The organism is Aquabacterium sp. (assembly GCF_049317225.1).
Lineage (GTDB): Bacteria > Pseudomonadota > Gammaproteobacteria > Burkholderiales > Burkholderiaceae_C > Aquabacterium.
This window is the reverse complement of record NZ_JBMOIR010000003.1, coordinates 73,761-87,096: the sequence shown is the minus strand read 5'-3', so window position 1 is coordinate 87,096 and position 13,336 is coordinate 73,761. Positions and strand designations below refer to the sequence as shown.

The following is a 13,336-nucleotide window of genomic DNA, read 5'->3' as shown; positions in this document are numbered from 1 at the left end:
GCGCCTCAACGAATCTGCAGTCGTTGCGCGCTGCACTCAAGGAATGCGGACGTACTCGCCGGGGGCATCAGGCAATGCCACTTTCTTGCCAGGCAATCCCATGCGCGGTGGGGCCATCAAGCCACTGGATTGCTGGGCGAGCCAGTTTTCCCAAGCCGGCCACCATGAGCCTTCCTGATGCGGCACCTTGGCTGTCCAGGCTTCCGGCGACATGTAACGCTCGCCTGCGGCACGGTGCTGCAGTTGGAAGTGACGCTTGGGGTGTCCGGGTTCGCTCAGAATGCCGGCGTTGTGACCACCACTGGTGAGCACAAAGGTCAGATCCAGCGGCAGCAAATGCAATTTGTAGACCGACTTCCAGGGCGCCACGTGGTCGCTGGAGGTACCTACGGCGAAGCAGGGCACCTGAATGTCGGTGAACCAGATGGGCTGGCCGTCGACCTCGTAGCGGCCGCCTGCCAGATCGTTGCGCAAGAAGAGTTTGTGCAGGTATTCCGAGTGCATGCGATAGGGCATCCGGGTGGTGTCGGCGTTCCAGGCCATCAGGTCGTTGGGCAGGTCGCGTTCGCCCAGCATGTAGTACTTCAGTGCGCGCGACCAGATCAGGTCGTTCGAGTGCAGCAACTGGAAGGCGCCTGCCATCTGGCTGCCCTTCAGGTAACCTTGCTCGGCCATCATGGCTTCCAGCAGGTTGATTTCTGCCTCGTTGATGAACAGCAGCAACTCTCCCGCTTCGGTGAAATCGCCTTGTGCCGCAAACAAGGACATGGAGGCGAGACGGTCATCGCCATCGCGTCCCATCGTGGCGGCTGCAATTTGCAGGAGGGTGCCCCCCAGGCAGTAGCCCACGGCATGCACCTTGTGCTTGGGCACGATGCGCCTCACCACATCCAGGGCTGCCATCACGCCATCTTGCCGATAGGTTTCCATCGACTTGTCGCGGTCGGCCTCGGAGGGGTTTTTCCAGGAAATCATGAACACCGTGTGCCCGCGGTCCACCAGGTACTTCACCATCGAGTTGTTGGGCGACAAGTCGAGGATGTAGTACTTCATGATCCACGCCGGCACGAACAAAACCGGCTCGGCATGCACCTTCTCGGTTGTTGGCGTGTATTGAATCAGTTCGATAAGGTCGTTCTGAAACACCACCTTGCCTGGCGTGATCGCCACCGTCTCGCCCACCTTGAAAGCCTCGACCCCAGCGGGCGGCACGCCACGCGTTTCGCGCTGCATGTCATCCAGCCAGTTCATCCAGCCCCGCACCAGGTTCATGCCCCCTTCTTGCAGGGTGGCCTGGATCACTTCCGGGTTTGTGAACGGCAGGTTGGAGGGCGCCATCACATCCAGCCATTGGCGTGCGGCAAACGACGCCACGTCAGAGTGACGCTTGTTCAGGCCCGGCACCTCGTGCGTGGCACGCTCCCAGGCCCGCTCAGTCAGTTGAAACGCCTGCGCATAGACATTGAAGGGCCACTGGCGCCAGGCCGGCGCCGCAAAACGGCGGTCGTCGTGGCAATGGTCATCGCAGCCGCCCGGTTTGAGCAGGCGCGTGGCCGCATCTTTCACATCATCGGCCGTCTCTTTAACCACTTCCAGTTGCTTGCCGGGTGAGGCACAGAAGTGGGCCAGCCAGTCCAGATAGACCAAACTGGCCTGAATCGGCGAGATGCCATTGACCGCTTGCCCGATCTGTCCGTGCACATGGCGATCCAGTGCGCGGGTCACTTCTTTCCAGGTTTCTTGTTGCATGGTGGTGAGAGACGTCTCTGTCATGTCAGATTCCTTGAAGCAATGGGCAGGCCTTGACCACAGTCAAATGCTAAGTCACGGATGCGACAGCTAGATGACCTGCCTCATGAATCGCGCATCTGGGCCGAACGACGCCAGCTTCTTGCGCATGGCGTGGTCCATGTCTTCGGGCGCAACCATGGCAAAACCATGGCGTTGCCAGTACGGTACTGAACCCTGTACGGCAATCAGCGTGATGTCGCTCAGCCCACTCCGTATGGTGTACTGATGTGCTGCATTAAACAACTGCACCGCCACCCCTTGCCCCTTCCATGCAGGCAGCACCGCCATGTCGTGCATGTACAGGGTGGTGGGGCGTGCTGGGGGCATCCAGTCGTCGGCATGCAGTGCTGGGTAGTGACCGGGTGACACGGGCAGCGACACCAGGTAGGCCATCGGCAGGTCGCCCGCGTCGCAGGCCACCCAGCAAGAGCCGGGTGACTGACGCAATTTCGAGGCAAACGCAGCCTCGGGCTCATGAAAATCGCGGCTGTAGCACTGGTGCTGGATCTCACAGACTCGGCCCAGGTCTGTGGTGCGCATAGGGCGCAAGGTCAAAGAAGGCGAGGTCGGGCGGGGGAACATCAGATGCAGGGACTGTTGCAAGTTGTCGCATTGTCCGCCGGACTTCCTGCAAAATGCCTGAACACAGAGGGCATAACGTGCCCAGATACGCCAAAGCAGGAACATGATCACTTACCAACGCTCTCAAGCTCGCACGGTCGCAGTCATCGCGGCAGGTGTTGCCGTCCTTGGCGGACTGGCCTACTGGTTCATGTCTTCGGGTTCGTCCGACCAGCGGGAAGGGGTCGTGTTGTCATCCGCGTCTTCGCCCATGGACAACATGGTGCAAACCGGCTTTGGGGCCAATGGACCGGCGCTCAATCTGCATCCACCCATCACCAGCGATGGCCGTCCGTCCGATGTCCAGCCTGATGACTGGCTGGCGCTGAAAAACGCCCTGTCCAAAATCGGCATGCCCGAAAACGCGGCCGGTAATCTGGTTGCACTCAACCGTTATCAAAAGGGATTTGAGTCGTGGCAGGCGCTGGATGAAGAGAAAGAAGCCGGCCGCCGCAAGCAAATGGCGGCCATGCTGCTGGCCGATCTGCCAGACCGGGTGGCCAACGGCGAGTTCTCCTTGATTGAATCCATGCTGATGGGCGCCTCGCTGATTGCCGATGTTGAGCACGACGAAGCGCGTCGCAACCAGCAACTGGAAACCTGGCAAGGCAAGGTGACGTCGGTGGTGCCCGTGCCGCAAGACGAAGCCCAGACCAAGTCCCAAGGGCGCGAGACCGAATACAAGCGACGTCAGGCCGAGGCATTCTCTCAGTGGCAAAACCAGACCGATGCGTCAGCGCGCACGCCCGCCAAGCTGGAGCAGGCCATGGAAGAGGTGCGCCGTGCTTACAACGCACAGGCTTTCTGAGCACTGAGGTGACGTGACTGAGGCAGTACCCCCGGTGGGCATCGACCCCCACCTTGACCTGTTCATTGATGCGCTCTGGCTGGAAGACGGCCTGAGCCGCAACACGCTGGCAGCGTACCGACGTGACCTGCAAGGGCTGGCGACGTGGCTGGCGCTGCAGAAGCGGGGACGCACCTTGGTGCAGGCCAATGAGGTGGACCTGCTGGAATATGCGCTGGCCCGCCATGGCGACTCCAAGCCCACATCGGCCGGCCGGCGCCTGAGCTGCTTCCGGCGCTTTTACCGTTGGGCCGTGCGCGAGGGGCTCACGAGCCACGACCCCACCGTGCGCATGGACGCCCCCAAGCAACGCGTGCGCGTTCCTGGCACCCTGACCGAAGCGCAGGTTGAAGCCTTGCTGGCCGCACCTGATCCCGACGAGCCACTGGGCCTGCGTGACCGCGCCATGCTCGAAGTGCTCTATGCCAGCGGCTTACGGGTGAGCGAGCTGGTCGAGCTCAAGTCCGTGCATGTGGGCTTGAATGAGGGTGTGTTGCGTGTCACCGGCAAAGGCAGCAAAGAGCGTTTGGTGCCTTTTGGCGACGAAGCCGGCGCCTGGCTGCAACGCTACATCGAGCAAGCGCGCGGTGGCATCCTGGGCGGGCAGGTGAGCGACGCCTTGTTTGTCACCGGACGCGGCGGCCCCATGACCCGCCAGATGTTCTGGAAGCTCATCAAGAAGTACGCCCTTATGGCAGGCATCACCCAGCCCTTGTCACCGCACACGCTGCGGCATGCCTTCGCCACCCATCTGCTCAACCATGGGGCTGACTTGCGTGTGGTGCAGATGCTGCTGGGGCATGCCGATATTTCCACCACGCAGGTCTACACCCATGTGGCGCGTGAACGCCTGCGGCAGTTGCACGGCAAGCATCACCCGCGTGGGTGAGGTCAGTCCACGCCCAGCAAAAAGGCCAGTTCGTCTTCGGTGAAGCCAGCGGCCTTGCGCGCCGCTTCATTGAAGGGCGGACGCAGGCGGGGTGCCTCGTACTGTTTCACCAAACTTGGGTAGATCTGCGTGGCGTTCAGGCCGCGCTCCTGACACAGGTGGTGAAACCAGTGGTTGCCAATGCGGACATGGCCCACCTCGTCGCGCAAGATCACGTTCAGGATCTCGACGGCACGCAAGTCCCCAGCTCGGGTCAGCTTGTCCTGTATCAGTGGTGTGGCGTCCAGCCCGCGCGCTTCCAGGGTGCGGGGCACCAAGGCCATGCGCGCCAAAATGTCGTCCCGGGTCTTGTCACACATGGTCCACAGGCCGTCATGCGCCTCAAAGTCGCCATAGCGCCAGCCAATGCTGTTGAGATGCTCGTGCAGCAGGTTGAAGTGCAAAGCCTCTTCACCGGCCACTTGCAGCCAGTCGCGGTAAAACTCGGCCGGCATGCCGGCAAAGCGCCATACCGCGTCTAGCGCCAGGTTGATGGCGTTGAACTCGATGTGGCAAATGGCGTGCAGCAGCGCCGCGCGGCCTTCCAGCGTGAAGGGCGTACGCGAGGGCACCTGCTTGGCCGGCACCAGCAAAGGGCAGGCAGGGCGTCCCGGCATGGCGGCCTGTTGTTCGGGTGTGAGTGTGAGCGCTTCCTGCCGTTCGGCGTCGGTGATGAAGGCGCCGGGTGAGGCTTCGACGGCCTGCTGCAAAGCAAGCGACAACGCTGCTTTGACGGCAGGATCGGGTTCAAGCAGGATGCGCAGGGCCTGATGACGACAATTCATGCGCGGGATTGTGCCGTGGCGCGTGCCACCGGCCTCTGACGCAGATCGAGTTTCGTGCTCAGTCTGCCCAAGTGACCCAGCCCATGTGGGCGGTGACCAGAATCAGGATGCCGAACGCAATGCGGTACCAGGCAAACGGCATGAAGTTGTGACTCGACACGTAGCGAATCAGCCAGCGCACGCAAATCCAAGCCGACACAAAGGCAAACACCAAGCCGGTCAGGAACAGGGGCAGGTCGGCCAGAGACAGTAGGGCGCGCTCTTTGTACAGGCTGTAGGCGCCTGCGCCGATCAGGGTGGGAATGCCCAGGAAGAAGCTGAAATCGGTGGCCGCCTTGCGCGACAGGCCCAGCAGCATGCCGCCAATGATGGTCGAGCCCGAGCGACTGGTGCCGGGCACCAGCGCAAAGCACTGGATCAGACCGACCTTGAGGGCATCGAGCGCGCTCATGTCGTCTACCGTTTCCACGCGCTGCATGGGCTTGCGGGCCGCCATGCGCTCGGCCGCGATGATGATGAAGCCACCCAGAATGAAGGTGGTGGCGACCACCGTGGGGGTGAACAGATGCGCCTTCACCGCCTTGCCAAACAGCAGGCCCAGGATCACGGCGGGGATGAAGCCGATGATCACATTCAAGGCAAAACGCTGGGCCTTGGGGTCAGAGCCCAACCCCACCACGGTGTCCTTGATTCGTTGCAGGTACACCAGCACCACGGCAAAGATGGCCCCCGTCTGGATGGCAATTTCGAATACCTTGGCCTTTTCGGCGCCAGCGGTGCCGCCAAAGCCCATCAAGGCATCGGCCAGGATCAGGTGGCCGGTACTGGAAATGGGCAAGAACTCGGTCAGGCCCTCGACGATGCCCATCAGGGCAGCTTTGACAAACAGCACGATATCCACGGCACGCATCCTCATAGCTTGCACCGGCCAACAGGCCCTGGCGCCCGCGCATCTTAGGTCACGCCCGATGACGATTCGCCCTGCTGACCCAGGGGGTAGGGGGGCGTGTCTACACTTCGCCACATGTCTGATGCCCCCGTTTTCACACCCTCGCAAGCCGCCTGGCGACCTGCTGCCACGCAGTGGGTGAACCGCCTTGCACACCTGAGCACCCAGTTGGATGCCGAGCATCAGGTGCCCCTGGGCACGCCCTGGGGGGGTGACCCGGTGCCCCAACCACGCTGGGTGGCCGTGAACCACGCCCTGGCGGCCGACATGGGCTGGCCCGAGGGCTGGCACCAAGGGCAGGGCGACGATGCGGCGCTGCACGTGCTCAGCGGCAACGCCGTGTGGCCCGGCATGGCGCCACTGGCCACGGTGTACAGCGGGCACCAGTTCGGCATGTGGGCGGGCCAGTTGGGTGATGGCCGGGCCTTGTTGCTGGGCGAGCTCAGCACCCCGGTCGGGCCACTGGAAGTGCAACTCAAAGGCGCCGGTGCCACGCCTTATTCCCGCCGGGCCGATGGGCGGGCCGTGCTGCGCTCATCCATTCGCGAATACCTGTGCAGCGAGGCCATGCACGGTCTGGGCATTCCTACCACCCGTGCGCTGGCGCTGACGGCCTCGCCGCTGGCCGTGCGCCGCGAAACCTTTGAAACCGCGGCTGTGGTTACCCGGGTGGCGCCCAGTTTCATCCGCTTTGGGCATTTCGAGCACTTTGCGCACAGTCGCCGTCCGCGACACCACGAGGTGCTGGCCGCTTTGGTGGATGCCGTCATTGCCCACCATTACCCCCACTTGGCCGAGGCGCCCAATCGCGCGCTGGCGCTGCTCGACGAAGTCGTGCGCCGCACCGCCACGCTGATGGCCCAGTGGCAAAGCGTGGGTTTCTGCCATGGGGTGATGAACACCGACAACATGTCCATCCTGGGCCTGACGATCGACTACGGCCCCTTCGGGTTCATGGATGCGTTTGACCCCGACCACATCTGCAACCACTCCGACGAACACGGCCGTTACTCCTGGAACAACCAGCCCCAGATCGGCTACTGGAACCTGCGCGCGCTCGCCGAGGCCTTGCTGCCCCTGATCCCCGGGGCGGATGAAGACACCGGTCCCGTCATGGCTGTGCTGCAAGGCTACGAAGAACGCTTCCCTGCCGAGATGCTGGCTCGCTGGCGGGCCAAGGTCGGCCTGACCACCGAGCGCCCTGAAGACGAACGCCTGGTGCTTGACCTCCTGCAACTGATGGCGCGTGGGCACCTGGACTTCACCATCACCTTCCGTCGCCTGTGTGGGTTCCGGACCGACCTGCCCGTGACCGACCCGGCTAACGCCTCGGTGCGCGACCTGTTTCTGGACCGCGAAGCCTTTGACGCCTGGGCCCAGCGCTACCAGGCTCGCTTGCAAGCAGAAGGCAGTGTGGACGCCGAACGCACGCCGCGCATGCAGCGCATCAACCCCGTGTACGTGCTGCGGAACCACATGGCTGAAGCCGCGATCCAAAAGGCTCGCATGGGCGACGACAGTGAGGTACAACGCCTGCATCGGCTCCTGCAGCATCCGTTTGACGAGCAGGCAGGCTGTGAAGCCGATGCCGACTTTCCGCCCGACTGGGCTTCATCCATTGAGGTGTCCTGTTCATCATGAGCGACTACCAAGTCAAGAAGACGGACGAAGAATGGCGCGCCCAGCTTGCGCCCATGGACTACGAAGTCACCCGCCACGCCGCCACCGAGCGCGCGTTCACGGGGCGCTACTGGGATCACTTCGAGCCCGGCACCTACCAGTGTGTGTGCTGCGGTGTGAAGCTGTTTGATTCAGGCACCAAGTTTGATGCCGGCTGTGGCTGGCCCAGTTACTGGCAACCGGCCGAAGAAGGTGTGATCGAACGGGTGATGGACCACTCGCACGGCATGATCCGCGTGGAGGTACGCTGCCAGAACTGTGGCGCCCATCTGGGGCACGTGTTCGACGATGGCCCCCAGCCTACGGGGGAGCGCTACTGCATCAACTCGGCCGCGCTAGACTTCAAGGCATGAAGATCTTTTTTGACCTGCTGCCGATCATCCTGTTCTTTACCGGCTTCAAATGGGCCGATGGCCACAAAGAACAGGCCGCGCAGTGGATGACCCAATACCTTGGGTTTGCCGTCTCAGGCGGCGCCGTGGGCGTGAAAGAAGCCCCCGTTCTGCTTGCCACCGTCATCGTGGTGGTCGCGACGATGGCCCAAATCCTCATCCTCAAAGCCCTGCGCAAACCTGTCGACAAAATGCTGTGGGCCGGCTTGGCTGTGGTGGTGGTGCTGGGCGGGCTGACGCTGTGGTTTCACGATGAAACCTTCATCAAGTGGAAGCCCACCGTCATTTACTGGCTGATGTCCGGCGGCTTCCTGGTGAGCGAAATCGTGCTCAACAAGAAAATGCTCAAGCAGATGATGGGCGGTGAAATCCACGCCCCCGAGGGCGTATGGCGCCAGTTGGGCTGGGCCTGGGTCTTTTTCTTTGCCGGCATGGGTGTGCTCAACCTGTGGGTGGCCTACACTTTCCCCACCGAAACTTGGGTCAGCTTCAAGATGTGGGGCAGCCTGGGTTTGACGCTGGCTTTCACTGTGGCGCAGGGCCTCTACCTCAGTCGCCACATGGTGCAGGAATAAACCTTTTCGCATGTCCACCGTTACCGCTTCGCAAATTGAGGAGGTACTGCGTACCGCCTTGCAACCCGAGTCGCTCGAAGTCATCGACGACACGGCCGACCACAAAGGCCACCCCGGTACAGGGGGGGCTGACAGCGGCACCCACTTCACCGTGAAGGTGCGCGCACGTTGTTTTACCGGTCAGACACATGTGCAGCGACATCGCCTTGTGTATGATGCCCTGCGCGATTTGATTCCCCAGGGCGTTCATGCGCTGGTCATCAAAGCCGAGCCTGTCTGATTCCTTTACCTCAAGCATCTGCTCAACATGAAGACCTCTCGTATCGCCAAGGCTGCAGTTCTGGCTGCTTCGCTCACGCTGGCTGCTCCGCTGGTGTTCGCGCAAAACATCGCCATCGTCAACGGCAAGGCCGTGCCCAAGGCGCGTGTCGACGCCATGGTCGACCAGATCCTGAAGAACCAGCAGCCCGGCCAGCCTCCTCAAACTCGCACGCCTGAGTTGGAGCAAAAGGTCAAGGATGAAATCGTGATGCGCGAAATCTTCATCCAGGAAGCCGAGCGTCGTGGCCTGCAAGGCAGCGCTGATTACAAGGCTCAGATGGAATTTGCACGTCAATCGATCCTGATCCGCGCCCTGTTCCAGGACTTCGAGAAGAAGAACACCGTTTCTGATGCTGAAGCCCGCGCCGAATACGACAAGATCAAGGCCGCCAACGGCGACAAGGAATACCGTGCTCGCCACATCCTGGTTGAGAACGAAGCCGATGCCAAGGCCATCCTGGCTCAACTGAAGGCTGGCGCCAAGTTTGAAGAACTGGCTCAGAAGAACTCCAAGGATCCTGGCTCTGCCGAAAACGGTGGCGATCTGGACTGGGCTAACCCCGGCAACTACGTGCCGGAGTTCTCTCAAGCTCTGATCAAGCTGCAAAAGGGTCAAACCACCGACGTGCCCGTGAAGTCGCAATTCGGCTGGCACATCATCAAATTGGAAGACGTGCGTGACACGCAGTTCCCAGCTTTTGACGAAGTCAAGGGCCAGATCGTTCAGCGTCAACTGCAAGCCAAGATGATCAAGTTCCGTGAAGACCTGAAGACCAAGGCCAAGACGGACTACAAGTTCAGCAACTGATCTTGGTTTGTTGACCATAAAAAAGCCGCCTTCGGGCGGCTTTTTGTTTGGGGGCTGAGTGTGTCAGCCCCAGCAGGAAGGCATCAGGCTTTTTTGCGGAAGACCAGATCCCACACGCCGTGGCCCAGTTTCAGACCACGGTTTTCAAACTTGGTCAACGGGCGGTAGGCGGGCTTCTCGGCGTAGCCTTCTGCAGTGTTGACCAGGCCGGGTTCGGCCGACAGCACTTCCAGCATTTGCACCGCATAGGGTTCCCAGTCGGTGGCCAGATGGATGTAGCCGCCGGGAGCCAGATGGGCCAGCAGTTTGCTCACAAACGCGGGTTGAACCAAGCGGCGCTTGTTATGGCGCTTCTTGTGCCAAGGATCGGGGAAGAAAATGTGCACGCCGGCCAGCGAGTTGGCCGGGATCATGTTTTCCAGCACTTCCACCGCGTCATGGCGCACCAGACGCAGGTTGGTCAGGCCCATTTCGCCAATGTGCTTGAGCAGGGCGCCCACGCCGGGTTCGTGTACTTCGCAGCCAATGAAATCGGTGTCAGGCAGCGTCTGGGCGATCTTGGCCGTGGCGTCGCCCATGCCAAAGCCGATTTCCAGCACCACGGGCGACTGGCGGCCAAACGTGGCGGCCAGGTCCATTTGCTCGCCCGTATAGGGCAGCAGAAAGCGAGGGCCCAGGTCGGCCAGCGCACGCGCCTGGCCTTCGGTGGTGCGGCCAGCGCGCATCACATAGCTCTTGATGGTGCGGGCGTGGGGCGGCAGGTGGTCAAGGCTGACGGGCTGCTTGTCGTCAGACGGCGGATTTTGTGTGTCTTGGCTGGACATGCTCGAAACGGCGAAAGCCGCAATACGGTGATCAGAGGTCAAGGGCGAGAGTGTGCCTCAACCTGAGGCCGAGACGCCAATACAACGCTCTTCAAGCAGGTGGTTCTGAGCACTAATGCTTGCCGCTACAATGGCAAGCATTGCGGGTGTCGTTCAATGGTAGGACTCTTGCTTCCCAAGCAAATAACGTGGGTTCGATTCCCATCACCCGCTCCAGCATGAGCAAAGGCCGTCAGGAAACTGACGGCCTTTTTTGTTCTCAGCAGCTTGGCGAGGGGTAGGTCCACTGGTTCGAGAACGGATCAAAGCGGGGTTGAACCTGCACCCGAATCTTGCAACCGTTTTCGTACTCGACCACACAACTGCCGTTGACGCAGTTGGAGCGGCAGCGCAACTCTCGCGTGCGGGGGCGGCAGTCACCCGTGTTGGCGGTGCGGGCGGGCTGCTTGACCACGCCGTTGATGCCTGTCCATTTGATCTCGCAGGTGTCGTCGGTGCTGGTGTTGCGGGCGCATTGCTCAAGGGCATCTTGAGCTGCGCCTTCTGCCGTGTCGTTGACGCTGGCCCGCACCCAGGTTTGGCTGGTGGCCACGGCCACATAGCCCAACTGGTCCACCGAGCCCGCAATCTTGCACTTGGCCCCCTTGTTGGCATTGCACTGCTTCAAGGCCAGGGATTCAGCCTGCTTCTTCGTGGCCTGCTGCACAGCTACGCCCCACGCACCGTTTGGCGAGGTGGCCAGTGACATCCAGTCAGCATACGAAGGGGCAGACAGCACCAAACAGCCCAGGGCTGCCATCCAGGCGGCAATGCGTTTCATGTGGGGGCCTTTCAGTGCGATTACTTGTTGCGGCGGGTGTAAACGTCGCAGTTGGGCGAGATCTCGCAGGCATCCATCAGGCTTTTGACGGCGGAGCGGTAGGTTTCAAGCTCGACCTCGGCCAGTTGAACGGACGAGAAGGTCTTGTCGCTGCCGTCGATGCGGGTGGACGAGAAGTACTTGGCCGGGAAGGTGGCGCTGCCACGCGGAATGATGCCCGCCAGTGCATAAGCCGCGTAGCCACCGTTTGTGTAGTTGTGGATGTTGGAGTGAACGAAGATCTGGTACTGGTTCGCCGGGTACTTGGCGATGTACTTGTCAGTCACGAGATCGGAAATCACATTGGCGCACTTTTCAATGTTGTCGTTCTTGTAGGTGCAGAACACATTGAATTCGCCAGCCGAAGCGGCCATGTGCAGGCCCAGAGTACAGAGTGCCGCAGCGAGGTATTTTTTGTTGATCATGGCAAACGTGGTCGATTGGAAGATGGTGCGCTCACCTTGTGGGCGAACACCCGATTTGTATCGGACATCGACACCGATTGTTAAGCACCCATGCGGCGGACTGATCAGTTTTTGACCACGCGCAGGTTGTAAGCCAGGAAAACATCGTCCCGAACCCACCCTAGCGATTCGTAGAGCGACTGCGCAGCCTGGTTGGTGCGCGCCGTGGTGAGGTCCATGCGTGCCTTGCCGTCGGTCTTGGCCTGCTCTGCTGCGGCCAGCAACAGGGCCCGTCCCACGCCTGACTTGCGCGCCGAAGGCAGCACAAACAGGTCGTACAACACGTAAATGGGCAGAGCCAACACCGAGCAGAAGCTGGGGTAGAGCTGACAGAAGCCCACCAACTCGCCTGACGGCGACTCAGCCACCAAGATCACAGACTCGCTGCGGCGCAGCCGGTCGGTGATGAATTGCAATGCCAAGTCGAAGTCGGGCGCTTGCTCGTAGAACTGGCGATAGAGGTCGAACAGCTTGGCGATGGCAGGGATGTCGGCTGCTCGGGCTGCCCGTGTGAATGTGTTCATCAAAGTGGATGCTGTGCTGGGTGTGCCCGGGGTGTTTGGCAGGTTAGGCGCTTAGCGTGTGCGGTGCGTCGGCATTTGCATGTGTGGCTTGTGCTTTAGGTGCCACGTCCAGCACGCTGGCCAGTTGTGCTTTTACCTCTGCGATGGCGTAAGCGGATTTGGCAGGGAAGGTGATGAGTGGTAGCCCAATGACGTCACACACTTTGCTGAGCATTTCATCTCTGGTTTGGGCGCGCTTGCTGCCGTGAGACTTGTCATTGAGTTCGATGGCGCACACCACCGACAAGTCGCTTGATTTGCAGACGACGTAATCGAAGTGTTTGTAGGCAATCTTGTTGAGCGCCCCCTGCCTGGCAGACTTGCTCAAGCCTGACTTGACCAGCGCAACGTCTGCCACGCGCACTTTGCCAAACACTCGGAAATCGCTGCCGATCGCTTGATCAATTACCCCGAGGAAAGACCGCTCGGCTGGGCTAAAGAGCTGCTTGGCAGGTTGATAGGGGTAGCCAATGGAGCCAGATTGACGCGAATCTGCTCCTTTGAGAACTACGGCAAGAATGACTGCAATAGCGATGACGGCGAGGATGATTACCAAGGGAGACATGGGATTCCTTGTAAATGTGCGCAACGTGCTAGTTGTGCGCTACCGAGGTGTTATTCACACCTCAATTCGCGATATTGCTTTCGGAGGTTAAACAGCCTGATTTGCGTGGACTTTAACTGGGCCGGGTCTTTAGCGGCACGCTCCGCTTGTTCAGCCCAAGGCAGTTCGTGGTCCAGTTCTCTGCACTGTCTCTGCGCGTCGCCTGATAGTTGCATGCGACGGCCGAACTTGTCTAACTGCTGAGCACTCATGCCCGTTACTGGCCGAATTGCGTCGGCGACTTGCTCACGTGTTTGCTCATGCCTGACGTCTGTGCCGACCAGTTCTCGGCCCGTTGATTTGTTAAGGCCACGGGTTGGCGTGA

16 protein-coding genes and 1 tRNA gene are annotated in these 13,336 nt (G+C 60.9%); 8 read left to right on the top strand and 9 right to left on the bottom strand.

Annotated elements, in window-relative coordinates:
* Positions 1-36: 36 nt before the first annotated feature.
* Together ACOYNB_RS03695 and ACOYNB_RS03690 are read right to left on the bottom strand one after the other, a co-directional pair.
* The gene (locus ACOYNB_RS03695; RefSeq protein ID WP_422837771.1) at positions 37-1,773 is read right to left on the bottom strand and encodes a PHA/PHB synthase family protein; all 1,737 of its coding nucleotides are present in this window, start codon (positions 1,771-1,773) and stop codon (positions 37-39) included.
* Between the two features lie 66 nt (positions 1,774-1,839).
* The gene (locus tag ACOYNB_RS03690; RefSeq protein ID WP_422837769.1) at positions 1,840-2,331 is read right to left on the bottom strand and encodes a GNAT family N-acetyltransferase; all 492 of its coding nucleotides are present in this window, start codon (positions 2,329-2,331) and stop codon (positions 1,840-1,842) included.
* 145 nt (positions 2,332-2,476) lie between these two features.
* On the opposite strand from ACOYNB_RS03690, the gene ACOYNB_RS03685 reads away from it, so the two are divergent.
* Entirely contained in the window at positions 2,477-3,220 is a 744-nt protein-coding gene (locus ACOYNB_RS03685; RefSeq protein ID WP_422837767.1) for a hypothetical protein, read from the top strand.
* 13 nt (positions 3,221-3,233) lie between these two features.
* Positions 3,234-4,148, top strand: a complete 915-nt coding sequence (gene xerD / locus ACOYNB_RS03680) for a site-specific tyrosine recombinase XerD (RefSeq protein WP_422837766.1) — start codon at positions 3,234-3,236, stop codon at positions 4,146-4,148.
* Between the two features lie 2 nt (positions 4,149-4,150).
* On the opposite strand, the gene ACOYNB_RS03675 is transcribed toward xerD, so the two are convergent.
* Together ACOYNB_RS03675 and ACOYNB_RS03670 are read right to left on the bottom strand one after the other, a co-directional pair.
* Positions 4,151-4,972 (bottom strand): ferritin-like domain-containing protein, encoded by an 822-nt coding sequence (locus ACOYNB_RS03675; protein ID WP_422837765.1) that lies wholly within the window; start codon positions 4,970-4,972, stop codon positions 4,151-4,153.
* Between the two features lie 58 nt (positions 4,973-5,030).
* On the bottom strand, positions 5,031-5,873 hold the full coding sequence (locus ACOYNB_RS03670; protein ID WP_422837907.1) for an undecaprenyl-diphosphate phosphatase: 843 nt from the start codon (positions 5,871-5,873) through the stop codon (positions 5,031-5,033).
* A 123-nt stretch (positions 5,874-5,996) separates the two neighbouring features.
* Between ACOYNB_RS03670 and ACOYNB_RS03665 the strand changes: the two genes are divergently transcribed.
* The 5 genes from ACOYNB_RS03665 to ACOYNB_RS03645 are packed head-to-tail and all read left to right on the top strand — an operon-like array spanning position 5,997 to position 9,697.
* A complete protein-coding gene (locus ACOYNB_RS03665; protein WP_422837764.1) occupies positions 5,997-7,562 on the top strand; it encodes a protein adenylyltransferase SelO in 1,566 nt (521 codons plus the stop codon).
* Positions 7,559-7,954 carry a peptide-methionine (R)-S-oxide reductase MsrB gene (gene msrB / locus ACOYNB_RS03660; RefSeq protein ID WP_422837763.1) on the top strand — a complete coding sequence of 132 codons (396 nt, stop codon included), beginning with the start codon at positions 7,559-7,561 and terminating at the stop codon, positions 7,952-7,954. The genes ACOYNB_RS03665 and msrB overlap by 4 nt, the downstream gene beginning before the upstream one ends.
* The gene (locus ACOYNB_RS03655; protein WP_422837762.1) at positions 7,951-8,568 is read left to right on the top strand and encodes a septation protein A; all 618 of its coding nucleotides are present in this window, start codon (positions 7,951-7,953) and stop codon (positions 8,566-8,568) included. The genes msrB and ACOYNB_RS03655 overlap by 4 nt, the downstream gene beginning before the upstream one ends.
* A 10-nt stretch (positions 8,569-8,578) precedes the next feature.
* The gene (locus ACOYNB_RS03650) at positions 8,579-8,848 is read left to right on the top strand and encodes a BolA family protein (RefSeq protein WP_422837761.1); all 270 of its coding nucleotides are present in this window, start codon (positions 8,579-8,581) and stop codon (positions 8,846-8,848) included.
* 27 nt (positions 8,849-8,875) lie between these two features.
* The gene (locus tag ACOYNB_RS03645; protein WP_422837760.1) at positions 8,876-9,697 is read left to right on the top strand and encodes a peptidylprolyl isomerase; all 822 of its coding nucleotides are present in this window, start codon (positions 8,876-8,878) and stop codon (positions 9,695-9,697) included.
* Positions 9,698-9,780: 83 nt separating this feature from the next.
* On the opposite strand, the gene trmB is transcribed toward ACOYNB_RS03645, so the two are convergent.
* Positions 9,781-10,521: a tRNA (guanosine(46)-N7)-methyltransferase TrmB gene (gene trmB, locus ACOYNB_RS03640; protein WP_422837759.1), complete on the bottom strand. Its 741-nt coding sequence runs from the start codon at positions 10,519-10,521 to the stop codon at positions 9,781-9,783.
* Positions 10,522-10,663: 142 nt separating this feature from the next.
* Here trmB and ACOYNB_RS03635 point away from each other — a divergent pair.
* Positions 10,664-10,737, top strand: a tRNA-Gly gene (locus ACOYNB_RS03635).
* A 43-nt stretch (positions 10,738-10,780) separates the two neighbouring features.
* Here ACOYNB_RS03635 and ACOYNB_RS03630 read toward each other — a convergent pair.
* The 4 genes from ACOYNB_RS03630 to ACOYNB_RS03615 all read right to left on the bottom strand — a co-directional run bounded on the left by ACOYNB_RS03630 (position 10,781) and on the right by ACOYNB_RS03615 (position 12,996).
* A complete protein-coding gene (locus ACOYNB_RS03630; protein ID WP_422837758.1) occupies positions 10,781-11,341 on the bottom strand; it encodes a DUF4189 domain-containing protein in 561 nt (186 codons plus the stop codon).
* Positions 11,342-11,361: 20 nt separating this feature from the next.
* Entirely contained in the window at positions 11,362-11,805 is a 444-nt protein-coding gene (locus ACOYNB_RS03625; RefSeq protein WP_422837757.1) for a hypothetical protein, read from the bottom strand.
* Between the two features lie 104 nt (positions 11,806-11,909).
* A complete protein-coding gene (locus ACOYNB_RS03620) occupies positions 11,910-12,368 on the bottom strand; it encodes a GNAT family N-acetyltransferase (RefSeq protein WP_422837756.1) in 459 nt (152 codons plus the stop codon).
* A gap of 43 nt (positions 12,369-12,411) precedes the next feature.
* Positions 12,412-12,996 carry a DUF2726 domain-containing protein gene (locus ACOYNB_RS03615; protein ID WP_422837754.1) on the bottom strand — a complete coding sequence of 195 codons (585 nt, stop codon included), beginning with the start codon at positions 12,994-12,996 and terminating at the stop codon, positions 12,412-12,414.
* Positions 12,997-13,336 lie beyond the last annotated feature (340 nt).